The 26,713-nt window shown below is 39.6% G+C and carries 26 protein-coding genes and 1 pseudogene; 20 read left to right on the forward strand and 7 right to left on the reverse strand.

What is annotated here, in order from left to right; genetic code table 11:
- Positions 1-49: 49 nt before the first annotated feature.
- Together HXT33_RS00525 and HXT33_RS00530 are read right to left on the reverse strand one after the other, a co-directional pair.
- The gene (locus HXT33_RS00525) at positions 50-1,459 is read right to left on the reverse strand and encodes a sensor histidine kinase (protein WP_421787109.1); all 1,410 of its coding nucleotides are present in this window, start codon (positions 1,457-1,459) and stop codon (positions 50-52) included.
- Positions 1,460-1,465: 6 nt separating this feature from the next.
- Complete coding sequence (locus HXT33_RS00530; RefSeq protein ID WP_004135887.1) at positions 1,466-2,167, reverse strand: response regulator transcription factor; 702 nt, start codon at positions 2,165-2,167, stop codon at positions 1,466-1,468.
- A gap of 139 nt (positions 2,168-2,306) precedes the next feature.
- Here HXT33_RS00530 and HXT33_RS00535 point away from each other — a divergent pair, with 139 nt between their 5' ends.
- From HXT33_RS00535 to HXT33_RS00580, 10 genes are all read left to right on the forward strand, one after another.
- Positions 2,307-3,071 carry an ABC transporter ATP-binding protein gene (locus tag HXT33_RS00535; RefSeq protein ID WP_116712553.1) on the forward strand — a complete coding sequence of 255 codons (765 nt, stop codon included), beginning with the start codon at positions 2,307-2,309 and terminating at the stop codon, positions 3,069-3,071.
- Positions 3,068-3,793, forward strand: a complete 726-nt coding sequence (locus HXT33_RS00540; protein ID WP_119487076.1) for an ABC transporter permease — start codon at positions 3,068-3,070, stop codon at positions 3,791-3,793. Before HXT33_RS00535 ends, HXT33_RS00540 begins: the two co-directional genes overlap by 4 nt.
- Before the next feature lie 59 nt (positions 3,794-3,852).
- Positions 3,853-4,617 (forward strand): ABC transporter permease, encoded by a 765-nt coding sequence (locus tag HXT33_RS00545; RefSeq protein ID WP_004132068.1) that lies wholly within the window; start codon positions 3,853-3,855, stop codon positions 4,615-4,617.
- Positions 4,618-4,928: 311 nt separating this feature from the next.
- Positions 4,929-6,671, forward strand: a complete 1,743-nt coding sequence (locus tag HXT33_RS00550; RefSeq protein ID WP_421787112.1) for an FTR1 family iron permease — start codon at positions 4,929-4,931, stop codon at positions 6,669-6,671.
- A 90-nt stretch (positions 6,672-6,761) separates the two neighbouring features.
- Entirely contained in the window at positions 6,762-7,406 is a 645-nt protein-coding gene (locus HXT33_RS00555) for an iron transporter (protein ID WP_246906102.1), read from the forward strand.
- 108 nt (positions 7,407-7,514) lie between these two features.
- A complete protein-coding gene (locus HXT33_RS00560) occupies positions 7,515-8,786 on the forward strand; it encodes a DUF2318 domain-containing protein (RefSeq protein WP_119521409.1) in 1,272 nt (423 codons plus the stop codon).
- Positions 8,787-8,796: 10 nt separating this feature from the next.
- Positions 8,797-10,131 (forward strand): ABC transporter permease, encoded by a 1,335-nt coding sequence (locus HXT33_RS00565; RefSeq protein WP_004135872.1) that lies wholly within the window; start codon positions 8,797-8,799, stop codon positions 10,129-10,131.
- Positions 10,121-11,416 carry an ABC transporter permease gene (locus tag HXT33_RS00570; protein ID WP_004135870.1) on the forward strand — a complete coding sequence of 432 codons (1,296 nt, stop codon included), beginning with the start codon at positions 10,121-10,123 and terminating at the stop codon, positions 11,414-11,416. The genes HXT33_RS00565 and HXT33_RS00570 overlap by 11 nt, the downstream gene beginning before the upstream one ends.
- Positions 11,417-11,469: 53 nt before the next feature.
- Positions 11,470-12,315, forward strand: coding sequence for an ABC transporter ATP-binding protein (locus tag HXT33_RS00575; protein ID WP_004134099.1), 846 nt, complete (start codon positions 11,470-11,472; stop codon positions 12,313-12,315).
- 45 nt (positions 12,316-12,360) lie between these two features.
- Entirely contained in the window at positions 12,361-12,978 is a 618-nt protein-coding gene (locus tag HXT33_RS00580; RefSeq protein ID WP_421787116.1) for an FMN-binding protein, read from the forward strand.
- Positions 12,979-13,119: 141 nt separating this feature from the next.
- Here the strand turns inward: HXT33_RS00580 and HXT33_RS00585 are convergent, their stop codons facing one another.
- Positions 13,120-16,428, reverse strand: a complete 3,309-nt coding sequence (locus tag HXT33_RS00585; protein ID WP_421787118.1) for an InlB B-repeat-containing protein — start codon at positions 16,426-16,428, stop codon at positions 13,120-13,122.
- Between the two features lie 221 nt (positions 16,429-16,649).
- On the opposite strand from HXT33_RS00585, the pseudogene HXT33_RS00590 reads away from it, so the two are divergent.
- Positions 16,650-16,976, forward strand: a pseudogene (locus HXT33_RS00590) (DUF3800 domain-containing protein); the annotation flags it as partial.
- A gap of 128 nt (positions 16,977-17,104) precedes the next feature.
- Here HXT33_RS00590 and HXT33_RS00595 read toward each other — a convergent pair.
- Complete coding sequence (locus HXT33_RS00595; RefSeq protein WP_004135860.1) at positions 17,105-17,341, reverse strand: hypothetical protein; 237 nt, start codon at positions 17,339-17,341, stop codon at positions 17,105-17,107.
- A gap of 260 nt (positions 17,342-17,601) precedes the next feature.
- Here HXT33_RS00595 and HXT33_RS00600 point away from each other — a divergent pair, with 260 nt between their 5' ends.
- Positions 17,602-17,883, forward strand: a complete 282-nt coding sequence (locus HXT33_RS00600) for a hypothetical protein (protein ID WP_004135859.1) — start codon at positions 17,602-17,604, stop codon at positions 17,881-17,883.
- 4 nt (positions 17,884-17,887) lie between these two features.
- Here HXT33_RS00600 and HXT33_RS00605 read toward each other — a convergent pair whose 3' ends face one another.
- Complete coding sequence (locus HXT33_RS00605) at positions 17,888-18,391, reverse strand: hypothetical protein (protein WP_032841559.1); 504 nt, start codon at positions 18,389-18,391, stop codon at positions 17,888-17,890.
- A 193-nt stretch (positions 18,392-18,584) separates the two neighbouring features.
- Between HXT33_RS00605 and HXT33_RS00610 the strand changes: the two genes are divergently transcribed.
- The 6 genes from HXT33_RS00610 (at position 18,585) to HXT33_RS00635 (ending at position 21,990) form a co-directional block, all read left to right on the forward strand.
- On the forward strand, positions 18,585-19,325 hold the full coding sequence (locus tag HXT33_RS00610) for a response regulator transcription factor (RefSeq protein WP_004135855.1): 741 nt from the start codon (positions 18,585-18,587) through the stop codon (positions 19,323-19,325).
- Positions 19,319-20,542: a histidine kinase gene (locus HXT33_RS00615; RefSeq protein WP_102695034.1), complete on the forward strand. Its 1,224-nt coding sequence runs from the start codon at positions 19,319-19,321 to the stop codon at positions 20,540-20,542. Before HXT33_RS00610 ends, HXT33_RS00615 begins: the two co-directional genes overlap by 7 nt.
- Positions 20,543-20,815: 273 nt before the next feature.
- Complete coding sequence (locus tag HXT33_RS00620) at positions 20,816-21,109, forward strand: DUF2089 family protein (RefSeq protein WP_004134118.1); 294 nt, start codon at positions 20,816-20,818, stop codon at positions 21,107-21,109.
- A complete protein-coding gene (locus tag HXT33_RS00625; RefSeq protein ID WP_004129684.1) occupies positions 21,106-21,279 on the forward strand; it encodes a hypothetical protein in 174 nt (57 codons plus the stop codon). Before HXT33_RS00620 ends, HXT33_RS00625 begins: the two co-directional genes overlap by 4 nt.
- Positions 21,280-21,397: 118 nt before the next feature.
- On the forward strand, positions 21,398-21,709 hold the full coding sequence (locus HXT33_RS00630; protein WP_421787120.1) for a type II toxin-antitoxin system RelE/ParE family toxin: 312 nt from the start codon (positions 21,398-21,400) through the stop codon (positions 21,707-21,709).
- Complete coding sequence (locus HXT33_RS00635) at positions 21,703-21,990, forward strand: addiction module antidote protein (RefSeq protein ID WP_004129679.1); 288 nt, start codon at positions 21,703-21,705, stop codon at positions 21,988-21,990. The genes HXT33_RS00630 and HXT33_RS00635 overlap by 7 nt, the downstream gene beginning before the upstream one ends.
- An 89-nt stretch (positions 21,991-22,079) precedes the next feature.
- Here HXT33_RS00635 and HXT33_RS00640 read toward each other — a convergent pair whose 3' ends face one another.
- Both HXT33_RS00640 and HXT33_RS00645 read right to left on the reverse strand, forming a co-directional pair.
- On the reverse strand, positions 22,080-22,751 hold the full coding sequence (locus HXT33_RS00640) for an ABC transporter ATP-binding protein (RefSeq protein ID WP_421787122.1): 672 nt from the start codon (positions 22,749-22,751) through the stop codon (positions 22,080-22,082).
- Positions 22,752-22,757: 6 nt separating this feature from the next.
- Entirely contained in the window at positions 22,758-24,956 is a 2,199-nt protein-coding gene (locus HXT33_RS00645; RefSeq protein ID WP_421787124.1) for a hypothetical protein, read from the reverse strand.
- 586 nt (positions 24,957-25,542) lie between these two features.
- Here HXT33_RS00645 and HXT33_RS00650 point away from each other — a divergent pair.
- Together HXT33_RS00650 and HXT33_RS00655 are read left to right on the forward strand one after the other, a co-directional pair.
- Positions 25,543-26,004: a hypothetical protein gene (locus HXT33_RS00650; RefSeq protein WP_004129675.1), complete on the forward strand. Its 462-nt coding sequence runs from the start codon at positions 25,543-25,545 to the stop codon at positions 26,002-26,004.
- A gap of 34 nt (positions 26,005-26,038) precedes the next feature.
- Positions 26,039-26,692 carry a LuxR C-terminal-related transcriptional regulator gene (locus HXT33_RS00655; RefSeq protein WP_375169140.1) on the forward strand — a complete coding sequence of 218 codons (654 nt, stop codon included), beginning with the start codon at positions 26,039-26,041 and terminating at the stop codon, positions 26,690-26,692.
- Positions 26,693-26,713: the final 21 nt, after the last annotated feature.

The raw sequence follows: 26,713 nt of genomic DNA on the forward strand, positions 1-26,713 counted from the left end.
AAAAAGACAACTAATAAATACTGGATATTTGGGTTATAGGCCAAAAGACCTATAACCCAAATTTTTTACTTGGCATTGTTAACTCAACCTTAAACCCACCGTATTTGCTTCTACTTATATCAACTGTTCCATTATGAGCGCCAATAATCTGCTGAACAATCAGCAAACCCAAACCATGCCGTTGCTCTGCAGTACTTGTATCGCAAATCATATAGTGCGGTTCATGATTAAGCTTTTCGATTTTTTCATCTGAAACACCTATACCGTTATCTTCAACACAAATAATACAATTATTATTATTTGCAGCAACGGATACATAAATCGTACACCCATTTTCATTATGAGATATGCTGTTCTGAATAAGATTAGATATTGCTCGTTTTAATAAATCTTTGTCTACATTAATATTGCAAACAGTCAATTCTGTGTCCGTTTCCCATTTAATCGAAAACTCATCTTGCATACCCATATTCATAAAATCCACAACAACTTGCCTAACAACAGCAACAACATTTTCTTCTTTTTTCATAATTGGTTGCATATTGTATTCAAGTTTTGAAGCCAGATTAAGGTCATTAATCAAATTCTTCATTCTGGCACTTTGCTTAATAATCATCGTCGCTTTTTTACGATCTTCTTGCGAAATATGTAGAGAATTTTCTAACTGTCCCGCATATCCCATCACCATAGATAACGGCGTACGAATATCATGCGAAACCCCAGCTATCCAATTTGCTCTTGCAGTCTCCCTTTTTCTCAATTGTTCTTTTTGTATTTGCAAAATATCGGAAGCAGAATTTATGTTAGATGAAATTTCTGAAAGCGCTCCTGTTTCTGGAATATGCACGCTTTCTCCACTAGATAAACGTTGTATCCCTTTTGTAATCGGATTAATTGATTTTAGTAGTTTTATATTAGCTATTAAATAAATTCCAAGAATCAGCAAAATGTTGATAAATAATACGCTTAAAACAATCTGCGGAAAATTTGAGATTAAACTGTAGTTCCAACTTGGTCGCGTATGTTTCCAAAAGCTGTTGTGTGGAAATCCGACTACAACAACTCCACCCTTATTTCTGCCAGTGTAAGTTGGATAACCGTCAATGTAGCCAACGCTCAAATTAGCTATATCAGACAAAGTATAGTCGTTTGGAATACCCGCAGGAACATTTTCTGTTTTCCACACGACTTTCAACGTATTATTATCAATCAGAATTGCCCATGCGCCAGAATTTGTCAATTTGGAAGACATATTTTTGGATAATGCATAATCCCCACTTGCGGATAATTGTAATGCTTCTCCCGTCTCTTTTGCTATGCTATAAGGAGACATCTCTTTATCGGGAGCGTAATTTCCTATAAGTACAATAAACGCAATAATATTCATTAATACTATAAGCACAGAGCTTAGTAGAAAAATACTTATGAAGCGTTGTATTAGTTTTGGTATGCTTTTCATTCTGCTTTACTCCACAATCAGCTTATATCCTAAACCTTTAACTGTTATTAAAGAAACAGGCTGCGATGGATTGAGTTCTATTTTTTCTCTGATACGACGTATATGTGCCATTAAAGAATTTTCATATCCAAAAGGATTAGCTCCCCATGCAGCTTCACATAACGCGTCAATTGTTACAATGCATCCAGCATTTCTATAAAGTGCAGAAAGTAAATCATATTCTTTGGCTGTGAGTGGAATATGTTCGTTATTTTTTATTACTTGGGCAGAAGAAAAATCAATCTGACTATTTTTCAGTTTAACAATGGGATTTTCGCTCTTGTAGCTTCGTCTTAAAATTGCCATAATGCGAAACGTTAGATCTTTTGGAAGAAACGGCTTTACAATATAATCGTCTGCTCCTAAGTCAAATCCCTTAAACTTATCTTCATCTTCACCGCAAGCAGTAAGGAATAAAATAGGACAATCACTATATTGTTTTATCTGCTTCATTAGCTCAAACCCATTACCGTCGGGGAGCATAACATCAAGGATTGCTAATTCTGGACGTAATTTTTGTGTTGCTTCTACTGCATCTTTTATACTTTTTGCAGTCGTTATATTATAAAAACCGTATTCGTTTAATATGGATACAACCATATCTAGAAGTTCCTGCTCATCATCAACAAGTAGCAGATGCTTGTTCAATAAATAATCATTCCGATTCATGGAGAACCCCCTAACATATATTATGCCATGTGAATATTCATTTTTTGACCTCGCATAAAAATGTAAGGTAGATGTAAGGTGAAGAGAATGTTGTAGAAAGGTTGACGCAATATCATAAATCCTGAAAGGAGATATTGCCATGAACAATATTGTTACAACAGAACATTTAACAAAAAAATATAAATCATTTATTGCTGTTAATGATGTTTCACTTCATATTCGCAAAGGTAGCATTTACGGCTTTCTTGGGCCAAATGGAGCTGGAAAATCTACAACAATGAAAATGCTCCTAGGTCTTACGGCTCCAACAAAAGGTGTATTTACAATAGACGGAAAGCAGTTTCCTGCCGATCGCATACCTATTTTGAAAGAAATAGGCTCATTTATTGAATCACCATCTTTCTATGCAAATCTAACAGGTAGAGAAAATCTTGACATTATACGTCGCATTTTAGAACTACCTAAGAGTGCAGTTGATGACGCATTAGAATTAGTAGGTCTTTCTGAGTTTGCAGACCGTCTTGCAAAAAAATATTCGCTTGGCATGAAGCAAAGGCTTGGTCTTGCTGGAGCATTGCTTGGTAGACCACCTATTTTGATTTTAGACGAGCCAACAAATGGACTCGATCCATCTGGCATACACGAAATCCGAAATCTGATTAAGTCACTGCCAGATCTTTACGATTGCACGATTCTTATTTCTTCTCATATGCTATCCGAAATTGAGCTTATTGCAGATGATATTGGAATACTTAATCACGGACACTTGTTATTTGAAGGTAGTTTAGATGAACTACGACAGCATGCATTACGATCTGGTTTTGCTTCCGACAATTTGGAAGATATGTTCCTATCCATGATTGATGAAGACAATAAGATCAGGAAGCAGAGTGCAAGACTATGAAAACGCTTGTAATTGAACTAAAAAAATGCAAGAGAACTGGCTTTATAGCTCTTATGATTGCTATTGGCGTTATGGGAGCAGCGTACGCTTTTGTGAATTTTATTGTACGAAAAAATACATTATTAAACCTGCCTTTAGCTCCTATGGATATTCTTCTTACACAGCTTTACGGCATGATTATGGTGTTAAACATGTTCGGCATAATAGTTGCCGCATGCATTATCTACAACATGGAATTTAAGGGAAATGCAGTAAAAAAGATGCATATGCTGCCTATGAGTGTTCCTGCTATGTACCTATGCAAATTTATGCTGCTGACTGTTCTATTACTAATCGCTATTTGCATACAAAATTTAGCACTTGCAAAAATCGGTGTAACAGATTTGCCACAAGGTACGTTTAATGTAAGTACTCTTATATCTTTTGCTGCATATTCATTTATTACGTCAATGCCTGTATTGTCCTTTATGATTTTTGTATCATCACGATTTGAAAACATGTGGGTGACGCTTGGAATTGGTGTAGCAGGATTTTTAAGCGGCATGGCATTGGCTTCTTCAGACGTTGTGCTTTTTATGGCATCACCTTTTATAGTTATGCTAAAACCAGCAGTTGCCATGAGTGCGCAACCTAATACTACGGTCGTAATCGTATCCATAGTTGAAACACTTCTGTTTTTATGTTCTGGATTGTGGGCGGCTAAGAACCTGCACTATGAATAAAAACATGCACTATAAGTAAAAACTTGCACTATATAACTATGAATAAGGAGATTATGAAAATGAGATTTTTTGAACTTCTTAGAATCGAATTTAAGAAAGTAAAGCGTAGTAAAATTATTCCTTTGATTTTTATTGCACCGCTAATTGTGGTTGGATCTGGTGTAGCAAGCCTTCATAGATACTTCACTCCAGAATATACACACGCATGGGCTGCTATGTTTATTCAAAGCGCATTAGTCTACTCATATTATCTGCTTCCGCTTAGTATGATTGTTATTTGCGTGATGATTGCAGGACGAGAAACAAGCAATAACGGAATACTAAAAATGCTGGCACTGCCTGTTAGCAGATACGCGATTTCTGCCGCAAAATTTTGCGTACTGCTATTTTATTTGCTTATGGAAATGGTCGTATTTTTTGCCGTATTCGTTATAGCAGGATTGTTTGCAACCAGTAGCACGGGAGTTACAGAAACGCTACCAATTATGTATCTACTAAAATGGTGTTTAGATCTGTTTTTGACTATGATTCCAAGCGTAATAGTCATGTGGGCGATTACTGTGCTTTTTGAAAAGTCAATGTTATCCGTTGGATTAAATATACTTCTTGTAATTCCTGGCGTATTAATAGCAAATACTCCACTTTGGATAGTTTATCCTTATTGTTACAGCGGATATATGGTTTCCCGCTCTCTACATGCAGTTACATCAACAGGATTAGGAAACGGATTTAATCTTATACCATTTTTGCCATGTGCAATTGCAATATCTGTGTTTGTATTTTTGATTGCAATAACACAATTTGGTAAAAAAGAGATGAGATAACAAATGAAACGAAATAACAAATGCAGATGTGACTTGCAAAATCTCATATGAGGTTTTATCTATACACAAAACGCGCGCATTTCCCGCGCACTTTTTTGCTGACTAATCACGAAAAATGATATTGATAATTCTCGTTATCAATATCATTTTTGCAATATTTGCGTGTTTTTTGCTCCGAACTATATCAATCTACATGATATGTCGATATTATGTACCTGTGGGGCCTTTGATGGCAAGTTTTAGTTGGGTGCGCTCAATCGGGGTAGAGCGCGTTGAGAAGCAGGAAGTGTAAGAAGACACGAGGAGATGTTATGCGCGCGTGTAAAAGTGTGCGCCGAGTTGTTTCCGGTGCTACCGCGCTCATGCTGGCTGTATGCATGGTTATGTGCATGTCTATGTGCACGTTTGCGAGTTTTGTTATAAGCTCGTTTGCTGTAACTGAGCCAGCTTTTGCAACAGACGCAGATCGTTCGTACGCTAGTTGGTCGGATGTTTCTAAGGCGATTGATAGCCAATTGCAGCAGGGCCAAAGTGAATATAAAAGCGGCAATAATTCGGGAGCTGCCACACGATTCCAGGCAGCTTACAATTCCGTTTATGTTGCTTCGAATATGATTACTGTTGTTCGAGATACTTTTGGTCAGAATAAAGTTCAATCGCAAAGCGATCAATTCCAGCAGTTGCAAACGCTTGTGTATCAGCAAAATCAGGTAGATCAAATAGCAGCTGTGTCGAAAGCTCTTTCGGCAGATGTTGCGCAGACTGCAGCTCAGCTTGACTCAAACTCAAAAATAGATAAGCCGAATATTTACGCGCAAAAGCTTCGTGCGCAAATCAAAGCAGAGCGTAAAAAGCTTGACGCTGCAAAAAAGAAGAATCTTGGACGCAATGGCCGTACGTGGAGTCAAGTTGCTCGAGAAATGAACGTTATTCTCGACAAATCCGTTGCAACCTACAAATCTGCAAAAGGCAACAAGTCTCAAGTTGCAGCAGCAGTTGATTTAATCAACGAAGCCTACTACCAGTATTACGAAAAGCTCGGTTTTGAGAAGAACGTAATGAATGCAATAAGCGGTAGTCGCGTTTCAACAGTCGAATATCAGTTCAAAGAGTGCCGCCAAGCAATGAACAACGGAAAAACGGTTGAGCAAGCTAAAAAGTTCGTAACGGATCTTAAAGCAATGCTTATTGAAGACTCGGCGAAATTAGACAAAGGCGCATCTTCAAACGCGAATCCGTTTATGCAGTTTATAACAAGTTCTTTCGGACAAGCTTTTGTGATTTTGCTTCGCGAAGGCTTGGAAGCGCTGCTGGTTGTTGCCGCAATTATTGCGTACCTGATTAAATCCGGCCACAAAAACATGGTTAAGTACATTTACTTAGGACTTGCTGCCGGTATTGTGGCTTCGTTGATTGTTGCAGCTCTGTTTGGCTTACTTTTCAACGGTTCCGGACCTCAGCAAGAGATTACAGAAGGCGTGGTTGCACTGTTTGCAATGCTTATGCTTTTGTACACAAGCAACTGGATGATTTCGCGTTCTTCCGTACAAGCGTGGAATAAGTATATTAGTGATCAGACTACGGCTGCAGTGTCTAAAGGCAGCCTGATTTCACTCGCTCTGCTTAGCTTCCTTGCGGTGTTCCGTGAAGGTGCAGAAACTGTAATCTTCTATCAGGCTATTTTTGCTGTTTCAAGCGGAGCTGACTCCCTGATTTGGGGTGGTTTTGCTGCCGCTGCTGCAGTTCTGGTAGTTATATTCTTGCTTATTCGTTTTGCTTCCGTTCGCATACCAATTCGCCCATTCTTTACCGGCACAAGTGCTCTTATGTCTGTGCTTGTGGTGATTTTTGCCGGCGGTGGCGTGCATGCCCTTATTGAGGGTGATGCGCTCGCAGGTATGTATATTCAAGTCTTGCCAACTAACGATTGGCTTGGGTTCTATCCGTACGTGGAAACGATTACGGCTCAGATTGTTGCTGCAATCGTGGTAATTTCGCTACTTTGCGTGTCTATTGCGCGGAGTCGTGGAAAGCGCGCGATAGAAGGTAAATAGGCAAAATTAAATAAACAACAAATAAATAACTAAATAACAACTAAACATAAATAATAAAAATAACTAATCAATCAAAAGAAAAGGTTAGATATGAAGAATAAAAAAATGATGGCAATTGCAGCTTTGGCTCTCGCAGGTGTGCTTGCGCTTGCCGGCTGCGGTTCTAACGGAAATTCCGCAAAGTCTGCTTCTAAGTCACAGGCAACCGAGCAGAAGGCTGACGACAAGGCTGATGACAAAGGCGGCGATAAGGGCTTTGAAGAGGTTCCAGTTGGCCCTCACCAGGATCAAAACATTGGACCTCTTACTATTGGCGCCGTGTACTTCCAGCCAGTGGACATGGTTCCAGCTGGCATGGGTTTGAAGGCTTCAGAGGCTAGCTTCCACCTTGAGGCAGATATTCATGCTAACCAAAAAGGCACTAAGCTCGGCTACGGTAAGGGCGAGTTCATTCCAGATTTGACTGTGAACTATGAGATTGTTGACAAGGCAAGCGGCGAATCCGTTGGCAAGGGCACTTTCATGCAGATGAATGCTTCCGACGGTCCTCACTATGGTGCAAACGTTAAGCTCGACAAGGCTGGAAACTACAAGCTCGTACTTTCAGTCGAATCCCCAGAAAAGAAGGGTTGGATGCTTCACGTTGATCCTGCTACCGGCGTAACCGGCCGCTTCTGGACTGAGCCAATCAAGGCCACATTCGACGATTGGAAGTACACTCCTCGTCAGTGGTAGTAATAGTTAGTAATAATTAGTAATAGTTAGTAATAACAATTAGTGATTGTTAGTAAATATTAGAAACTATTGAATAATAGATTGTAACTAATAGCAAAGGAGGGAGTTATGCTCAGACTGTTCGTAACAGTGCTTCCTGGGCTGCTCCCTCTTATGCTACTTACGATGGGCTTAAGTGCTTCTCTTACGGTTGGTGAGGGGCGAGATAAGCCGCTGAGTGCGCGCTGGAGACTGTATGGATTGTCGTTTGGCACAGTTGCTGCACTTATTTTTGCAATTCTTCGCGCAAGCGTAGTAATTAATCAGCGTAACTTTGTGAACATGCCGGCGCTTTGCGTTGCAGTTCCTTTCGATATTGCAGCGATTGCTGTTGTAATTCGCTCTCGCAAAACTGTTGAAAACTGGCGTGAGCATCCACTTGCAATGCACATAAGCAACGCAATTGGCGCGTGCGCACTAGCATTTACAGTATTTTATGCGCTTCCGGATGTTATTTTGCAGCTTACTATTTTTGTAGATTCAAGTACGCCGCCTTTTACATCCGACATGCTTCTGCGCGCGCTCGGATTCGTGCTTGGTGCAGCTGCCGCGATTTGCATAAGTCTTATGGTGCGCTCTTTGCGAGCCACATCTAACGCAATTTCCTTCAAAATTGCAATTGTGCTCAGCATGATTATTCTGCTTGTGCAGCACGTAACTTCACTTTTGCAGATTATGCAAGGAAGTATCCTGCTTTATATTGACGACTTTTCTTTCAGCGTGCTTGTTTGGCTTATTAACAATAATCCGCTTATGATTATGGCGCAAATTAGCGTATTTTTGATTCCTGCAGTTGCGTCTCTCGTAATCGGTTTTAAGACGGCAGTAGTTGGCGAAAATGCTGCAGAAATTCGCACAAAGCGAGCTTTTAAGCGGAAATCTCGAAAGTCTGCGCTCGCAGCACTTTTGGCTGCGCTTACAGTAATACTTACGCTTACTGCAGGCGTATCTATTATGAATATTAAGCCAACTCTTACGCCTCCTGAACCGTACGAATTGCACGATGGCTTGGCAACTATCAACTTTGTGCAAATTTCAGACGGCCACCTTCATCGTTTCCAATACAAAGCAAAAGATGGCACTGTTATGCGCTTTATAATCATTAAAAAGAATGGTGGAGCGTACGGTGTTGGCTTGGACGCGTGTGAAAACTGTGGAGATGCAGGCTACTACGAAAAAGACGGTAAGATTATTTGCCGTAAATGTGACGTAGCAATTAACTTAGCAACTATTGGATTTAAAGGTGGTTGCAATCCGATTCCGTTCCCGTACAAGGCTGGGCATGGCAAAATCACAATTCATACTGCTGATTTAGACGTGCTTAGTTCGCACTTTAAGTAAGGAGCAACTAATGTTTATGATGCGCATGGTTGCTCGATCTCTTGTGAGGCAAATAAAAAAGCGTGTGCTGATTGCGCTTGTAGTGTGCTTAAGTGCGTGCGTTAGCGTGTCAATGCTTAGCGTTGTGTACGACGTTGGAGACAAGATTAACGCCGAGCTTAGCTCGTACGGTTCGAATATTGTTGTTCAGCCAAAATCTAGCGCTGTTGTAAATGATTTGTATGCTTCTCGCGAGCAGGAAGACGCTGCTTCTTTGCATAATTTAGCAGCTGCCGAAAGCCAAGAGTCTACTGCTTTTTTGAAGGAATCAGACGCTGCAAAAATTAAAATGATTTTTTGGGCGTTTAATATTACGAATTTTGCGCCGAAAATAAAAGTTCACGCAAATCTTGAATCGAAGTCTTCTACTAAAACTGTTGTGCCTATTGTTGGAACTTGGTTTAATCGCAAACTTGCGCTCGCTTCAGGGGAAACAACTGTTGTTGGTGTTCGAGGCTTGCGCTCTTGGTGGAAAATTAATGCAGGCCGTTGGGCAAAAGATAATCAATCCGAAGCAATGGTAGGTTCGCAGTTAGCTGAGCGCTTGCACTTAAAACTTGGTCAGCGTTTGCGTTTGCTTCGTGACGGACGCGAGGTTTCGCTGCGCTTGGTTGGCGTATACGATTCTGGTGACGACGATAATAACGCAATTTACGCGAGCTCTAGCGATGCTCAAAACCTTGCAAATAAGCCGAATATGGCTGATTTGATTGAGGTAAAAGCGCTTACTACTCCGGAAAATGATTTAGCGCGTAAGGCGGCTAAAAATCCGGCAGCGCTCAGCCAGGAAGAGTGGGAAACTTGGTATTGCACTGCTTACCCGAGTTCGATTACTTACCAAATTGAGGAGGTAATTCCTGGAGCTGTTGCAAAGCAGGTTCGTCAAGTTGCAGCTCTTCAGGGTAACGTGTTAAATAAGACGCGCGCTGTTATGGTTTTGATGACTGCTTTGAGCTTGATTGCTGCGGCTGTTGCTGTGGCGAATCTTATGGCTGCTTCGATTTCTGAGCGTTCGGGCGAGCTTGCCTTACTCAAGGCTTTAGGTGCGCGTGATGGTGCTGTTGCTCGTCTTATGCTTATGGAAACCGCGGTTATTGCGTTTGGTGGAGCGTTACTTGGCATGGCTTTAGGATTTGCGGTTGCGCAGATTATTGGTTTTACAGTGTTTGGCTCTGCGATTTTGTTCCGACCAATGGTATTTGTTCTGGTGTTTGTGCTGCTTGCGTTGACTGTGCTTGCGGCTGCAGGCTCGTCGATTCGTTCGATTCTGAGTGTGCGTCCTGCGGAGGTGCTTCATGGCAGGTAAATCTTATATGACTTCCAACAATTCGATGTTTATAACTATGCTATTTAGCGCGGTATTTCGCCGAAAATCGCGTGCTTTAATGGCTGTTATTGCAACTCTTGTTGGTGCTGCTACGCTGTTTTGTTTGGCTGCAATCTGCTTGGTTGTGCCTCAGCAGATGAGCGACGAAATGCGTGCGTATGGAGCGAATATTATCGTAACTCCTTTAGAGGGTGAGTGGAAAAACGGTATTGATCGCGCAATGGTTTTGCACACAAACGATATGGTTCTTGCAAAAGGTGCTATGCGTTCTGCTACGTATCGTTACGAAAATGTGCGTATTAACGCAGCTCCGTATGTTTTAGCAGGCATTGATGTGCGCTCAGTAAAGTCTCTTAATAAGCATTGGAATGTAGACGGCTCTTGGCCGAGCAGCGGAAATGTGATGGTTGGGCGAGATGTTGCTTCGTCGATGGGCTTAAAAATAGGTTCTCGTATTGCGATTGCGTATAGGTCTTCGGATAATACTGACGGATCGCATAAGCCTGCAGAAAAGTCTGAAAGTAAGTCCGCAAGTAAGTCTGCAAATAAGTCTGCGAATCAGTCTGCGCAAAATTCATCTCAACAAAAGCTTGTTGAAGGCCGCATTTCAACGGATATTATGGATACTCACGGCACAACTTTCCGCGTTTGCGGCATTTTGGACACTGGCGGCGCGGAAGATTCCATGCTTTATTCTCTTAATGCGGATGTTAATACTCTTACTAGAGTTAAGCGCGGAGCAGACGTGATTGCTTACTCATCTTCTGCACCTAGTGTTGATGCGGTTGTTAGAAGCATTAACGACATGACTTCTATGCGTGTGCGCGCTCAGCAGGTTACTAAAGTTACTGCTGCTGACACTGGTATTATTACAATGCTTCGCAGCCTGTTCTGCATTGTGTCGCTAGTTGTTCTAGTGTTGATGATGGTTGGTGTGAGTACCACTATTTCTTCGATTGTGCAGCAGCGTCGAAATGAAATTGGTTTGCGCAAGGCTTTGGGTGCGAGTGCCCGGAGTATTGGCGTGGAGTTTACTGCCGAAGCTGGATTATACGGTTTCGTTGGCGGTATTGCCGGTACGGCAGTAGGGTATGTGTTTGCACGTTTGCTTGCAGCAATGGTGTTTGCTAGAGATTTGGGCGTGAATTGGTGGCTTGTTGCATTTTCTGTTGCATTTAGCCTGATTGCTTCTTGCGTTGCTGCGTTGCCGCCTGTTTTGCGCGCTTCAAAAATTGACCCTGCGATTGTGCTTCGAGAAGAATAGCTTTTAGAGTGATTTTAGAGTGATTAGCTAAGGATTTGAGTTAAGGATTTAATATGACAGAGAATAAAGAAACTAAGCCGGAGAACACAAAAGCTACGCCAAAAATGCTTTTGACTTTGGACCATATTTCCAAGATTTACGGATCTCTTCGTGCGGTTGACGATTTGTCGCTTACTGTGCCAGAAGGTGAGTGGCTTTCAATTGTTGGCTCGAGTGGTTCTGGTAAAACCACGCTTATGAACATTATTGGCTGCATGGATTCGCCATCTAAAGGCTCTGTGTCTTTGCAAGGTCGCAAACTTGAGGATTTGAATGCAGGTCAGCTTGCAGACGTTCGTAAAAACGTAATTGGCTTAGTTTTTCAAAAGTTTTATCTCGTGCCGCATTTAACGGCAGTTGAAAACGTGATGGTTGCGCAATACTATCATTCTGTTGTTGACGAAGCTCAGGCAATGGATGCTTTGGATCGAGTTGGTTTGAAGGACCGCGCTCACCATTTGCCAAGCCAGCTTTCGGGAGGTGAGCAGCAGCGTGTTTGCGTTGCGCGTGCGCTTATAAACTGCCCGAAGTTGCTGCTTGCGGATGAGCCGACTGGTAATTTGGATGAAAAAAATGAGCAGATTGTGCTCGACTTGTTTAAGCAGCTTCATTCCCAGGGCACTACGATTATTGTTGTAACGCACGATTCTTTGGTTGCTCAGTGTGCGGATCGCGAAATTATGCTTAATCACGGTGTGCTTGTTGGTGAGCGCTGGAATAATGAGGATGCTCGCAAAGCGTACGAGGCGATTGGTGGAAAGCCTGCGTTTACGAGTGCGCATATTGATGAAAGCGTTGCGGAAGCTTTGCAAGACCATGAGCCTACTAAATCGCCTAAGTTGGCGAATTTAGATGATTAGTTGCGCGAAGTTTTAAAATATACAAGATTTAAAGGCGATGATTTTATGGTTTCAGATAATATGTTTCACGATGTTTCACGCGATGATTTGAAATCCAAAAAAGTTGCAAAAACCGTTGCTACACTTGCGATTGTAGCCGCGTCGTCCGCTATGTTTTCTGCTTGTGGCGAGCCAAGCGCTGTGCCGATGAACGATGAGTTCGCTGGTAATTCCGGTCAGAGCGCGGATGATGGTGGTAATCCTTCTGGCAAGTACGATGCTGGCGCTCAGCAATCTAAATCTTCTGCGCAAATTGAGGATTCTGGAGATTCGCAAGATTCTAAAAACCAGCAGAATCAGCCTAAAACAGACACCGGCAATTATAAAGATGGCGACTACAAGATTAAAGCTACGTATGGCCCTGTTGCAGAAGATAGTATTGAAGTAAATTTAAGCGTTGCAAATGGAAATGTTAGCGATGTGCAAATAACATCTCATCCGTTTACGCCGATTTCAAAGGGTCATATGGATGCATTCTCAAAGGCTATACCCGGCAAAATCGTTGGAAAACCGTTAAAAGATTTGCATATTTCGGTTGTTGCTGGAGCAAGTTGGACTAGTGATGCCTTCAACAAAGCGCTTGATGTTGCTCGCCAAGAGGCTTCAATTCAATCCGCAAAATAATTTACAGCAACCTTAATTTTTAATATAACCGTGATTAATATAACCGTGATTATATTGTTGAATATTTGTGTGTATTAATAGGGGTTAGTACTGCAGTTGTTTTTACAATACTAACCCCTATTTTGTTTGTTTTTTATGAAATTATTGCTTATTTATTTTTATGCGCTTTAATTTTGCTATTACTACAGCAAGTCCGAATATTGCAATCGCAGAAAAGGCAGTCAGTAATATTTCGCTTCCTGTTTTTGGAAGTTGGTTATTTTCGTTTTTGCGCTTTTCTATGATTTTATTATCTGGATTTTCTTTTGGAAGTGGTGTAGTGTTTTGTGTTTTTTCTGGAGTCGGCTTATATTTTGGCCATGGTGTTTGTTCTGGGTTTGGTTCTGGAATAGGTGTTGGTTCAGGAATAGGTGTTGGTTCAGGAACTGGTGTTGGTGGTGTTGGCGGTGTCGGAGGAGTTGGAGGCGTCGGAGGAGTTGGAGGCGTTGGAGGCGTTTGTGGATCATATTCTACGGTGAGAGAAATACCATTAGCACCTGCTGCTGCGTCAGAGTTTTTCCCTTCGCTTGTTTGTGAGCCGTTCCAAGTAAAGTCAAATAATTTCGTTGTTCCATTAAATGTTGCAGCTGCGTGGAATGAGCCCGATACGGTTCCAACAATTGTAGCTTTTCCGGAGAAATCTTGGTTTATCTTTATTCCCGGAATAGTGATTTTCATTGCGTCGCCAAGATTTGTTTGTACTGCTGTCTGCAATTCCGCATACGTTTTAATACCAGATTTCAAATTAATAGTAACTGTTACAGTCTTGTCTTTAACTTGCACATTCTGGATAGCAAAAGTATCTGAGAACCCATCGAGCTTAAGCGTATTTTTTGTGATATTTTCAGGCAGCGTTAAACCGTCTGGGATAGTAAATGTAGCCATGAAAGAAGATGTCATATCGCTGAGAGCAATATTGCTATAATTTTCCTTTTTCACTGTTTTAAAAGTATTTTCTATCGCTTTCATTTGGTCTTTTACTACTGAAGCTGCGATTGTTCCAGTGAAATCAATAGTTTGTCCTGGTGTAACTTTGTATGCTGTAGTTGCTGTGTTATCGCCAGTTAATAAATCTGCAGGAAGATCAATATTCTCCTGCTGTATGTGTTCAATGCTTGGATCAATCTTCCACTTAAGGTAGAAGGTAAGATCATCGTTCACTTTTGGATCATTGTCAATAGTAGCTTTTTCTGTTCCATCCTTGTCTTTGAACCAGTAGTAGTAATCTGTGCTATACACATAGCCAAAGAGTGAGTTTTCTTTTTTCTCATTTATTAAATGATAATATTTGCGCGTGGCAAGATTCGTATAATTTGCATCTGAATCGGAACTTGCTTTGCCACTAATGCCAGGTGTGTCTATATTGACATTATCATCCAAACTTTTAATAAGATTGATTAGCGTCTTGTTTTCGCTAAATTTTGCTGTTTTCTTCACAACAGCAACTTCTCCGCCGCGCTTATCTTTTTTAATCTCAAATACTTTTGTATTTTTCTTAAAGATGCTGCTATCGGAGAAAGTTCCGCCATTCGCAGAGAATTTTACTGTAAATTCTTTTTCTTCCCAATTCGCATATAAGTCAATTAAGTTTTTATTCTTCGCTATAGCAATATTGCTACCTGCTTTTACAGTCTCACCTTTGCCGTTTTTCTCTGTGGTCCAACCTTTGAAGACCATTCCTTCGCGGGCAAATTTTGCATTATTCTTAATAACTTCGTCGAATGAAAGAACTTTGCTGGTGCGTTTTGGGTTAGTTTCACTAACAAGGTATGTTGCATCATCTTGAGCGCAATTATGGTAGCGAACAGCATAAGATGAGGCATCTTTTTCCCATTTTGCATACACTGTTGTGTCGCTTGCTATAGGCATACTTTCAGTAAATTGTTGCTCTTTATTCTCAGCGTTCTTGAAGAACCACCCGAGGAACTTATATCCAGGAGCAATTGGATTTGCTGGTACTTCAGTACTTCCTCCTGCCACTGTTTTTGCAAAGTTTAATGCGTAACCTCGTATGGCAAGGGATTCTTTTGCTTTAGTTGAAGAGTCAGAGAATATAGCTTCTTTAGCTTTTTTAGAATCCTCAGCTTTTGTATCATTGAGCTCGAATGTCACTTTTGCTGCTGGAACCCATACGTGTTTTTCGTTATCTTTAGAAGCTTTTTTAACTGAGTATATGTAGGTAGTTCCATTTTTGTTAATTGGTTTTATCTCATTTACAGAACTATCGGCAAGAGTAAAGAGATTTAGCCTTTCATTACCATTTTCTTCACCGTTTACAGGAACAGTGCTTCCCTTGTTGCTGTGATAATCAGGAGCATATGTAACCATGTGTGAGCCTCCAGTCACAACATAGTTATTTTCTGTTCCAGCTCCACCGTCTGCATTTTTACTTGCTGGGCTATCTATTAAGCAGTCTCCTCTAAGTTCAATAGAGCCTTTTTCTTGAGCTCCAAAAAGCGCTCCACTATTTTTTCCATTACCTTTGATTGTAGAATCTGTGAGAATTACTTTTCCGGTATTTACATTTAAGCCGCCAGTGCCACCATTATTAAATTCAAGAGTAGAGTTGGTAACAGTTAATTTTCCGTTTTCTATTCCAACGGAAATGCCTGCTGTAGATCCTGCATTCGCAACAATCCGTGAATTATTGGTAACAGTTGAGTTGCCTTGAATTGTTAAACCAGTTGAGTTCCTCCAGCCAATTTTATTAATAACAAACTCCGAATTATCCATGTTTAATTTGTTTACGTAGTATGTCATTCCAAAGCCTGCTACAGTAAGTGAAGAATTCTTCAAAGTTAAATCTCTTGCATCAAACCATGTGCGAATTTGTGATTTAACGTTAATAGTAGCGTTTTCGAAAGTAATACCATCAACATAAAAATCTGTATTACATTTGTCGTCAGCAGTAATTTTTAATTTATCTTTACTTGTACCTTTTACTGTTCCCGCAAGGTAGATTCCGTGACTTTCTTCTTCTGCGTTATCTTTGAAAGTGTATGTGCCGTCCGTAATAAGAGAGCCTTGTTCTGCTGTAAGAGCTACCCTAAATGCAGTCATTTTCAATTCGCCGTCACCGCGAAGTGTGGAACCAGATTTCAGCGTGATGCCATCGTTGGTATTATTCGAGCCTGCTATTGTGGCGCCGGATTTATCGATAGAAAGTGTAATGCCTTGTGGAATTTCTATAGGTGCATTAAGTGAAAAATTGCCTTTAATGTTGATATTTGCAGGTTTTTGTGTGGCTTTTTCAAGAGCTTTTTGAATAGTTTTTAATGGCTTACTTTCAGATCCATCGTTGGAATCTAATCCGTTTGTGCCATCTACAACAAGTTGTGTTTTTGGAGCTGGGTTAGTTACGGTTACTTCTGCTGATGGGGGGGGGTAATAGCTAATGCACTTATTGGACATGCAGAAAGTAGTGACATTGCTGCAATGATAGTTGAAGTAGTAAGTATGCGCATGCCGTTATATTTATTATTTCTTCTCATTGTTAGCTCCATATTGTCTGCGGAAGTTTGACATTAGTTAATGCATCGTATCAATACAATTTCTACACTATACCAGTAGAAGACGAAAGTATACTCGTATTTATATTAAATGCAATAGCTCATAAATATTTACATAATCTAATTTACGGAATGATAGTTATTGATGCTCGTAATAGTAAGCAAAATAAGCAACTTGATGATTTCCATTTTGATCTGCTTAATAATCATGACTCACATCGAGCTGATTATAACCATTTAATTGAAGGATTATTTATAGCAGCTTCGCATCACAGCGTAGGTGTACAGTTTGCAGATTTAGTTGCAGGAGCAGTTTATAGAAAATGCTCTAAAAGAGATTCAACTTTTTATAATATGATAAGAAATAACGTTCGTAGAAATAGTCAAGGTAAGGCGGAAGGATTCGGAGTAGTCGCCGTGCCTAATGGTAGCCGCATTATTGAAAATTGAAATAATAAAAATAGACGCCGTGTTGAAGATTAACCTCAAACCTGCAATATGGCGCAGTCACGGCGTAACGAAATTATATCATAAATTGCTTATTGTTTGCAATATTGCGTTTTAGTACCATAGCTATCTTACTCCTTGACTTCAAAAATAGTGCCTTCGTTTCGAGTCATCGTTGCTGTGCTTGCTCCGGTAGTTGCTATAAATGGAATAATAGCATTACTGTATTCGTGCATGAACTGTACAAAATCATGATTCCAAGAAATAATCGCAACGTACAAAATAAAGAATTCGAATGCTGTAAATATTGCCCACTTAAGAATCCAAATAAGCGTTTCTTTAATAAGTTTTATATAGTACTTGCTCATGAGTTGTTTCCCTTCCAATTTGCTGTTTTGTTTGTGAGCATTGTAGCTAATTCGCGTACATTGCTTCTCGTTCATACGTATTTTGTATTTCTAGTATAAATATTGCAATTTTTTGCAGCAATATGATGTACTCAAAACTCAGTACTCAAGATTGCGCGGAAAATGTTTGTAATTAGACTTAAAGCAACGCACAAATATATTGAAAATATGTGTTGCGAATATAAGTTGTGAATATGTTACAAATACAAGGAGATACAAACATGAATAGCACAAATATGGATAGTGAAAATACTGTCAATCAAACTAAAGAGCAGGAAGATAAACTTGCGGAAAATAGTAGCGAAGAGCTTTCGCAAGATGAAATTGATGAATTAGCTAAGCAATTAGAAGAATTCTTTACAAAATATATTGTGCTAGAAAATGGCTCTTTTATTGTAAAAGAGGATGCTATTATTGCAGACGGTTATGGCGATCACATAGAATATTTTCACAAAGCTGCAAAAGGATTTAACGTTGCAATAGAAAAGCAACATAAGCATTAATTCCTTAGAAATCGCTTTCATCAATAGGGTGACCTTGTGGGCGCTTTATTACTCGCCACAAAATCACCAATGTTAAAACGCCATTTGCAATTCCGTAGTAATAAATCCAAGGAACGTGAATAAGCCCACAAATAAAGCATGAAATAATATTTATTAAATTATTTGAGTAATTGTTGAGTATTTGCTTATTTTGTGATTCGACTTTTTTGCGTTCTTGCTCAAGAGTAATTATGTAATCTTTGTTGTTCTCTGTATTCTCAACGTCACTACTTATGCTGTTAGCGCCCGCGCCGCTAAGCTTAGATATATTATTTTCTATATACGCATTTTTTGCTTTAATAACGCTGTTGAGCAAGAAAAAATATGCACAAGAATACATTGCAACAGAAAGAAGTCCTAGAACAAGCCACAAAGCGAAAAGGTCAAAGCTACGCATAAAAGCAGCTGCTGAGGCAAACGCCATCGCAGCTACTTCTGCGGAGTGCAATACTACTAGTCGTTTTGTCATATAATCCTGCTGCAATCATTATTAAAAATGAATTTTCAACGCAACCAAAAGTCACATATTGTTACTTATTATAATCACATTTGATTTACATGCATTACTTGTAATCATTTATTACTACACGATTTGCTCTACTTTGCGCATGCTTATAAAGTAGAATATAAGAAAAGTAGCATAAGATTGCAAGAAAGCCATTATGCAAAAAACGTATGCAATAGTAGATAACGACCCATTAGTTTTAGCGGTTATGCGAAACGTGCTCAGCAAGCTTTTGCCAAATGAGTACGCTTGCAAATGGTGCGTAAAATCAGGCGTGCAAGCTTTGGAATACTGCCAAGTAACAAAAACTACTCCAGATTATATTTTGATTGATATGTCAATGAAAGACATGTCTGGAGTAGAAGTAATACGCGCAATTCGCGAAAAAAACAACAGCATTATTTTAATTGGTATGACTTCTTACGATTGTAGATCCTACGCTTCGATGGTTTCGCAAGTTGGCGGGCAAGCGATGGTTGCTAAAGACAATTTCAAAGGGCTAGCAGAAGCTTTGCAATATTGCGATAAGCAGAATGTGTATGGCTGCCGTTGCGTTAAAGACGTTGCTTACGATTTTGCTACACCGCAAGAATCTTTTATTAGGCTTTCTAAATCAAGGTCGCGCAGCGTTTTGCCGCCTCAAGAACTGAAAATCATGGATCTGCTTGCTAAAGGTTACACAACGAATCAGATTGCGGCTCAACTTGGCCTTATGCCAAACACTATTAACACGCATATTCATAGAATTTACAAAAAATTGCATGTTTCTAACCGAGTGCAAGCAATATCCGCGTTTGCTGCAATGCAAAATCGTGAGCAAGATAGTAATCTGCAATATTTGAATGATTCGCCGCAGAATCATCCAAATTTTTTGCAAGAAACGGATAACGCATGTTAATGAACACATTTTCGCGCGTTATCGAGTTGGTTAAAAGCTGGAAAATTCAGCGAACTTTATTCATAATATTGGCGATTCTTGTAGTATCAATGGACGTGCAATCTTGCAATACAGCTGGTTTGTGGCATAACCCGCAGCAATCTGTGTGCCAATACGTTTGGATGTTTGCAACTTTTCTTATGATTGCTTTTCCGCGTCAAATATCACTCGTAACTCCGATTTTGTATTGTTTAACGCTAGCAATGCCAGGTGTAAATGCAACTTGCTTTCTTTTTTCATTGATTGCTAGCATGTTTGTTGCAGGCTTTTACGATTCGTGGAAGTATTTGCTTTGTGCATACATAGTTTCGTTGAATATTATGTACTTTGCAAAAATGGCGTACATTCCGCTTACTTTCCCTTGTTTTATTCTTATTTCCATGATTTGCGGTTACGCTTTGCGCAAGTATTTGACCATGTTGGAGGAAAACAGTCGCGCAAAAATGGATATTGTGCGCAGCGAATTCCAGTCTTATATTGCGTCTGTTGCATTGCAATTGCACGACGATGTGAACAATGAGATTACTGATATTACGTTGCTTGCAACGGATGCTTTATATGCTGAGAAAAGTGATCATACAAAAGAATCGTTAGAGCAGATTATTGAACATTCGCGTAATGCACTTTCCAAAGCGAGACTTGTTATCAGCCTGCTTGAGCAAGCTGAACAAAAGTATGATGATTCTTTAGATTCAAATATTGCTAGCACGCAGTTTATTTATGGTTCTAATGGCAATAATTGCATGACTTTGGCTGATTTTCTATGCAATATTCGCGCACGATTGCAATCTGAGCGTAAAATTTGCGAGCAGCTTGGGTATTATGGCTCTATAACAGTAAATGATGAAAGTTCGGGAAGTAACGATTTTGCTGTATCTGCAATCGTTAATGGCGAAAAAGCTCAATGTGCTATTCGCATGTGCAGCGAGCTTCTTACTAATATTCGTAAGCATTGCAGTACTAGCGTTGATTTTTCTATGAATGTTACGGTTGATGAGCGTGAATGCAAAATAATGTGCATGAATTCGATTTCGACGTTGAACAAGTTTGGCGAAAAGCTTGTTTTTGGCAAAGGACTACTATTCCACAAAAAATCTGTGGAACGCTTAGGCGGATCTTTAAAGGCGCAAAAAGATGATGACACTTGGTTGGTCAATGTTGTTATTCCGCTAAACTAACATCACTCAAATCATGAGTTATCGTGGCAAAAATTGCAAATTAGCAAAAATCACAAATCTAGCAAAAACTGCCACGATAACTACATGTTCTCATATGTTACGTAAATATATATCTTTATTATTTTGGCGACAAGACGGCAATTTTGGCGACATAAAAATGTCGCTTTGCGTCATATCTCTCATGCTCATGCTTGACAAACTCATACAGCGACTTTAATATTTTTAATAAAAGTTTAATTTAATTAAAGTTTATAGGCTGAAGAAAGGGGTGATATGGATCACATTCCAAGATGGATGGCTAATCTCACAGATGAAGATATGTCGTTTATAAAGAACTTTGTATTATCGTCTGGATCGTTAAAAGAAATGTCGCAAATGTATCAAGTCTCTTACCCAACGATGAGAATCAGGCTTAACAGGCTCATTGAAAAAATTCGAATAAGCGACAATGAACCAGAAGACCCGTTCGTTCTTTTAGTAAAGAGTCTTGCTATTGACGATAAATACGATGTTGACACAGCTCGAACACTCATAAACGAATATAGAAAAAGAAAGGATGAATCATGAGCTATGCATTATTTGGTCCGATAATTGACATTCTTATCGCACTTGTTATATGTGCTTTAGTGTTCTTTATTGCAAGAAGTCTTATTCGCTATGCGCATTCTCTTAAGAAGGACGATAAGTCGTCTAAGCAGTCTGCAGAAGATAAAAGAATTGCGTTACAGGACTTATAAAACACAAAAACCGAGTTATCGTGGCAGTTTTTGCTAATTTTGCAATTTTTGCCACGATAACTGATATGACTGTTTACTTATTATTGCAAAACTGTATCCTACAGGATAAAATATTTTTATGGAGATACTTAAAACAGATGAGTATCGCAATTGGATGAAAAAACTTCGCGATACGCAATATAAAGCTCGAATTAACGCGAGGCTGAGATTATGTGAAATTGCAGGCAAGCCAGTAGGTGATTTGCATCCAGTTTGCAATGGTATTAGCGAGCTGCGTTTTACTTTTGGGCCAGGATATCGTGTGTATTTTGCGCAAAAAGGCTCAAAACTAATGCTGTTACTCGCTGGTGGAGATAAAAGTAGTCAAAGTAAAGATATTAAACAAGCAAAGATACTCCTTGCACAGTTAATTGAGGAGAAGAAATGGTAAATATAAGTAAATGGGATGCGAGTGAGTATCTTGAGAACGATGATGATGTTATTGCGTATCTCAATGCAGCAGCAGAACTAAATGATCCTTGTTTACTGCAAGCCGCTATAGGCGATATTGCAAAAGCTAGAGGAATGAAAGAAATTGCTCAAAAAGCCGAGGTTGGAAGGGAAAGCCTTTACAAAAGCTTAAGACGAGACGGCAATCCCAGCTTCCAAACTATTGCGAAGGTTGTTCAAGCATTAGGTGGACGTATTGCAATAGAACCAGCAAATGCGTGACGCACACAGTTATCGTGGCAGATTTTGTTAATTTTGCAATTTTTGCCACGATAACGCGAAATTTAACAAGGGGAAGAGAAGCAATGCAACTACCGAGCTAGCGCCTCAATATGTAACACACGATCACATCGCTGAGCAATCAAAGGATCATGTGTCACTACAAGCAATGTCTTGTTATATTCTTTATTCATCGATTGCAATTGCGCAAACACTTTATCAGCAAGATCTCTATCAAGTGAACCCGTCGGCTCATCTGCCAAAATCAACGAGCCAGGTTTCAGCATTGCACGAGCAATAGCAACTCGCTGCTGTTCACCACCAGAAAGCACAGCAATACGGTCATTTTTAGCATACTCAATATTGAGTTCAGCAAGAACTGCATCAATCATTTGGTGTTTAACAGACTTTGACTTTTTATTATATGCCATCGCAATCCACAAATTATCAAATACAGTTCGATTATTGAGCAATGCAAACGATTGAAATAAATAGCTAATATGATAACGACGTAACTTAGTAGCAGCAACAGAATTAATAGCTGGAAGTTTTTTGCCAGCAATCTTTATTTCACCTTTATCATAGGTTTCAAGCATGCCGAGAATGTTTAGAATAGTGGATTTTCCAGAGCCGGAAGCCCCCATTATTGCTAACGATTCTCCTTGTTGCACACTAAAACTAAGATTATTTAAAACCGGTCGATTCCCATATGATTTATAAAGATTGCGTACACTTATTAAAGGTTCAATACTGTTATTTTGCATTATCGACTACTCCTTTACCATAGAAGTAATGTGTTTATTACTCAAATAATATGTTTGTATCGTTAATAATATGAGTTCAATAATTGCCGAAATCAGCACATATATCATGCCAGAACGAGTCCGTTCAATCGAAGCAATAACAAAAAGTACTCCTTGAACGAGTCCCACAAGCAAGAATGGCATAGAGAATATGCGTAATAGCGAAAAACCAAGCAATCGTTTCACCGCAATACTTTCTTGATAGCATGCTGCAAACATAGCAATAATCGCTATAAGCAATATCAACATAAGCAGGGTAATAAGCAGAATTACGCTACCAAACAATTGCAACGTCTGCATAATCGTCTTTTGGTAGCCTGCAATGCATTCTCCTACTTGTAAGAATTGAAGATGATTATCATCAAGATGATACCGTGCAGTATAAGCGTCGCTCAGATATCTAGCTGCTGCTTGATCATTCAATTTAATGTAGCTATTGTCAAGACCGCCAGCAAGTAATGATTCACTTTCAGACGCATTCAAATTATCACTCGTCGCATAAAAAATAATAGGATCTTTTACCATAACTTTATGATGAATATCCGTAGACCAGTTAAACCACTCACGAGAAGGATGATACGTGCGGAATGCGAATTGTGGATGCGCAGTAAACTTGGTCGAAACATCAGTAGACGTTAGGTTGTCTGACTCTTGAAGCCACCGTCTCATCGAAGTCTGCTCTTGAGGATTATATGTGTCGGGAATGAAGTAAATGCGCACACCCTGACGAGCAAGGTTTTTGACCTCGTTATCTACAGTAAATCCTTGATCTTGCAAGTACTTAGGCGACGCCACAAACGACCAGAATGGCTTAGAAGGCACATGCTTATATACGCTACCATTGCGCCAATCTTGTAGTATATCCGCATCAAAGAAACTTGTGTAAATAAGCCTTACTCCTGGCTTATCCTCAATGGAACGATACCATGCAAAAGCATCTTTGGCATACTGCGTCGATTGACCAGATACCGAAGCACCATCTTGCCCTACGAGGTGGTGATACATAATTCTCTGGTTTAATACAGGATGCCACATACGAGCAACTTCCACACTTTTCGTCAACTCGCCTATTGGCCCATCTATGCTATGCACACCTTCTAATACGCATGTTGATGCAATAGCATAAACGAGTGCAAGAGCAATAAGCATACCACGTTTGGTGATACGATTACGAATTGCATCTACTGGTTTTACAGAGATAATCATCAAAATGACTAATGCACTGAGAAGCAACACAACTGCAATAACTGGCAACGCTATAATCAGCGCCTGCATTAACAATTGAATATTCCATATAAATCCGTGAGTAAATAAACTCATCACGATACAAACAAGAGGATATACGGCGAGTGCTGAAACAAGTATCGGCATAAGATGACGCAAAGCAAACGATGAACGCGACCAACCCAGCAACAAGTAGCTTCCCAATGTTCTATACGAAAGATACCCATCAGCGATTATCGTAATGCCAAGAAGCAACACTGTTACAATGCATACAATAATAAAAGTAAGTTGATTAAAACTATTGGATCGTGCTATTCCAGATTTTCCACGTTGAAAATCTTGGTAGGTTGTACCAGCGATGCGAGCAGCTTGAGTAACTAATGCATGGTAGTCTCGATTGGAAAGTCCCACAATCCTGTAATCACCAAGCTTTGTTTTACTATTGTCGACGAGGGCATCTAATTGACGAACAACTAAACGCGAACCCTCAATGGAAATAGTGGGCAGATCAGCAAGCATGTCTGCTTTTGCCATATCAAGTCCAAGCGTTTTGTTACTTTCGCTGTGCAATAATTGCGTAAAGGCATGCGATGTCAGAATCGGCGTTCCGAGATATGACAAAGTAATCAAATCTTCTTTGCCTCGAGGATTGCCAAATATGCCAAGCTCAAAACCATCTACACCGGCGTCACTCGCTGCCAAGCGCATATCATTACGAACCACAAAAGCATTATGCTGAGCAACAGTATTCTTGAGTAATGCATAAATTTGATCAGCTTTGTCTTCTGTCACACCGCGTAATGAAAAAAGGCGACTCGTCTGCGGATATATAGCAATACAATCACCCAAGGAGTCGTTCATTTTTGTCAAACCTAACAGCGATGCAAATAATGCAAGCAGAAGAACAAGTGCGCATGACAATGAACGCAACAATCGAGACATCGCATCCCCTATGATAAGTTATTCATACATACAGATTATTTGCAATCCCAATATGTAGTAGCACATGGAACCAATGCCATGGAAACTACTAGTACTACTGTCGATGCAATACGTGAAATTTTTCTTCATCGTAAACCTCCAACTTATTTATTGGGGGGGGGCAATGTGTCTCCCACTAACATGATAGATTTACTTGTTTGTTGCGTCAACAAGAAATGTTAAGGATGCGTTTTAATCGAGTATTTGGACGAAGCTTTGCGCAGCAGATGTAAGTAGGCGGTTAATCTGTGATACATAGTGCTGTTTCGTTGTTATGTTATACGAGTTATCGTGGCAAAAATTGCAAATCCAGCAAAATCTGTCACGATAACTCCATAAGTAAGCCTCTATTTAAAAATAGTTCCAAAACGGAAATATTATTAAATATTGATTGTTGAGAACATGCAAACTGCCAATAGTAAAAGTTTTTTAAAAGTTTTTCTAAAAGCACTATCGTTAAAAATAGGTACGCCTATTTGTGTAGATAAAATCTGCACGTTAGTATGTTGGTAATTTACAAAACAAGAATCACGAGGAGGTGCTTATTATGACTAATCCTTTGCGCGGTATACGAGAAGAAGATATCGTCAAGTACTTTAAAGCGCATAATCTTTCAGTTGGCAAAACATATGTGCTTACTATGAAGTATGACCCTTGGTGGAAAGATTTAATCAAACTATTTTTGTTACCTAAATTATTCTATGTAGCGCAAAGCGTTGTTGCGCGTATTATTGCTGCCACTAATAATGAGTTTATTATTGTTAATCCGAATGTCATTTTAGGCTCGGGTAATCTAGCTAAATTAGACGATAAGTATCTTCGTCGTATTGCGTGGAATCAACTCACTAATTTTGAAGTTATAAGTAAGCCAACAACTCAAATAATTCGTTTTACTGCGAATGGCAAAACCGAAGAATGGAGTGTGCCAACGGAAAGTGCTAGCGTATGGCACTTTAATGTGTACAATCTTGATAATTTGAGAAAAACAATACAATCGCACATCTCTTGATAAGTGGATTCCAAAACAAGATACCATATATTGTATGAACACTACTTACGCAATTGTTGATAATGACACGCTTGTATTGCGATATATGCAACTTCTTCTAAAAAGTCGTTTGCCTGAAAACTTTGTTTGTTCATGGATGTGCTCTTCTGCAAAACAAGCTATTCATCGTTGCGTTACAGAAAATACTCCTGACGTACTTTTAGTAGATATGTCAATGAGAGAAATGAGTGGCGTTGATGTAATTAAGGCAATTCGCGAGCGCAATAGCAATATTGTTTTAATCGGCATTACTTCCTACATGTTAGATGAATACGTATTGCAAGTGGCTAAGTCAGGTGGTCAAGCGCTAGTACATAAAGACAATTTATCAGACGTAGTTGCAGCTATCCAATCGCGCGCAACAAGCTACGGGTGTCCAGAATTGCCACAATATATTGACTATTTTCACACTCCGCAAGAATCATTTAATATGATTTCTCAACTTCCGAAGACTTCAGTTTTGTCTCCTCAAGAATCGGAAATTATGCGCTTGTGCAAACAGGGGTATTCTACGAAAGAGATTGCAGATCAGCTTAATGTGAAAGTTTCAACAGTCAACACGCATTTACGGCGTATTTATGGAAAACTTCAAGTTAAAAGTCGTATGCAAGCGCTCGCTGCGCTCGCAAAATACTCGCATGACATATAACGTGTAAGAAATTAACGTGTA

This window comes from Gardnerella sp. DNF00753, assembly GCF_049244275.1.
In the GTDB taxonomy this organism is placed as follows: domain Bacteria; phylum Actinomycetota; class Actinomycetes; order Actinomycetales; family Bifidobacteriaceae; genus Bifidobacterium; species Bifidobacterium greenwoodii.

What these genes read in the sequence shown, in the direction of transcription:
- HXT33_RS00565 (WP_004135872.1), top strand. Translation starts at nt 8,797, where the DNA reads ATGTTTATGATGCGCATGGTTGCTCGATCTCTTGTGAGGCAAATAAAA.
- HXT33_RS00575 (WP_004134099.1), top strand. Translation starts at nt 11,470, where the DNA reads ATGACAGAGAATAAAGAAACTAAGCCGGAGAACACAAAAGCTACGCCA.
- HXT33_RS00580 (WP_421787116.1), top strand. Translation starts at nt 12,361, where the DNA reads ATGGTTTCAGATAATATGTTTCACGATGTTTCACGCGATGATTTGAAA.
- HXT33_RS00615 (WP_102695034.1), top strand. Translation starts at nt 19,319, where the DNA reads ATGTTAATGAACACATTTTCGCGCGTTATCGAGTTGGTTAAAAGCTGG.
- HXT33_RS00570 (WP_004135870.1), top strand. Translation starts at nt 10,121, where the DNA reads ATGGCAGGTAAATCTTATATGACTTCCAACAATTCGATGTTTATAACT.
- HXT33_RS00540 (WP_119487076.1), top strand. Translation starts at nt 3,068, where the DNA reads ATGAAAACGCTTGTAATTGAACTAAAAAAATGCAAGAGAACTGGCTTT.
- HXT33_RS00595 (WP_004135860.1), bottom strand. Translation starts at nt 17,341, where the DNA reads ATGAGCAAGTACTATATAAAACTTATTAAAGAAACGCTTATTTGGATT.
- HXT33_RS00560 (WP_119521409.1), top strand. Translation starts at nt 7,515, where the DNA reads ATGCTCAGACTGTTCGTAACAGTGCTTCCTGGGCTGCTCCCTCTTATG.
- HXT33_RS00610 (WP_004135855.1), top strand. Translation starts at nt 18,585, where the DNA reads ATGCAAAAAACGTATGCAATAGTAGATAACGACCCATTAGTTTTAGCG.
- HXT33_RS00655 (WP_375169140.1), top strand. Translation starts at nt 26,039, where the DNA reads ATGAACACTACTTACGCAATTGTTGATAATGACACGCTTGTATTGCGA.
- HXT33_RS00545 (WP_004132068.1), top strand. Translation starts at nt 3,853, where the DNA reads ATGAGATTTTTTGAACTTCTTAGAATCGAATTTAAGAAAGTAAAGCGT.
- HXT33_RS00650 (WP_004129675.1), top strand. Translation starts at nt 25,543, where the DNA reads ATGACTAATCCTTTGCGCGGTATACGAGAAGAAGATATCGTCAAGTAC.
- HXT33_RS00585 (WP_421787118.1), bottom strand. Translation starts at nt 16,428, where the DNA reads ATGTCCAATAAGTGCATTAGCTATTACCCCCCCCCATCAGCAGAAGTA.
- HXT33_RS00600 (WP_004135859.1), top strand. Translation starts at nt 17,602, where the DNA reads ATGAATAGCACAAATATGGATAGTGAAAATACTGTCAATCAAACTAAA.
- HXT33_RS00525 (WP_421787109.1), bottom strand. Translation starts at nt 1,459, where the DNA reads ATGAAAAGCATACCAAAACTAATACAACGCTTCATAAGTATTTTTCTA.
- HXT33_RS00605 (WP_032841559.1), bottom strand. Translation starts at nt 18,391, where the DNA reads ATGACAAAACGACTAGTAGTATTGCACTCCGCAGAAGTAGCTGCGATG.
- HXT33_RS00640 (WP_421787122.1), bottom strand. Translation starts at nt 22,751, where the DNA reads ATGCAAAATAACAGTATTGAACCTTTAATAAGTGTACGCAATCTTTAT.
- HXT33_RS00635 (WP_004129679.1), top strand. Translation starts at nt 21,703, where the DNA reads ATGGTAAATATAAGTAAATGGGATGCGAGTGAGTATCTTGAGAACGAT.
- HXT33_RS00625 (WP_004129684.1), top strand. Translation starts at nt 21,106, where the DNA reads ATGAGCTATGCATTATTTGGTCCGATAATTGACATTCTTATCGCACTT.
- HXT33_RS00550 (WP_421787112.1), top strand. Translation starts at nt 4,929, where the DNA reads ATGCGCGCGTGTAAAAGTGTGCGCCGAGTTGTTTCCGGTGCTACCGCG.
- HXT33_RS00535 (WP_116712553.1), top strand. Translation starts at nt 2,307, where the DNA reads ATGAACAATATTGTTACAACAGAACATTTAACAAAAAAATATAAATCA.
- HXT33_RS00555 (WP_246906102.1), top strand. Translation starts at nt 6,762, where the DNA reads ATGAAGAATAAAAAAATGATGGCAATTGCAGCTTTGGCTCTCGCAGGT.
- HXT33_RS00630 (WP_421787120.1), top strand. Translation starts at nt 21,398, where the DNA reads ATGGAGATACTTAAAACAGATGAGTATCGCAATTGGATGAAAAAACTT.
- HXT33_RS00645 (WP_421787124.1), bottom strand. Translation starts at nt 24,956, where the DNA reads ATGTCTCGATTGTTGCGTTCATTGTCATGCGCACTTGTTCTTCTGCTT.
- HXT33_RS00530 (WP_004135887.1), bottom strand. Translation starts at nt 2,167, where the DNA reads ATGAATCGGAATGATTATTTATTGAACAAGCATCTGCTACTTGTTGAT.
- HXT33_RS00620 (WP_004134118.1), top strand. Translation starts at nt 20,816, where the DNA reads ATGGATCACATTCCAAGATGGATGGCTAATCTCACAGATGAAGATATG.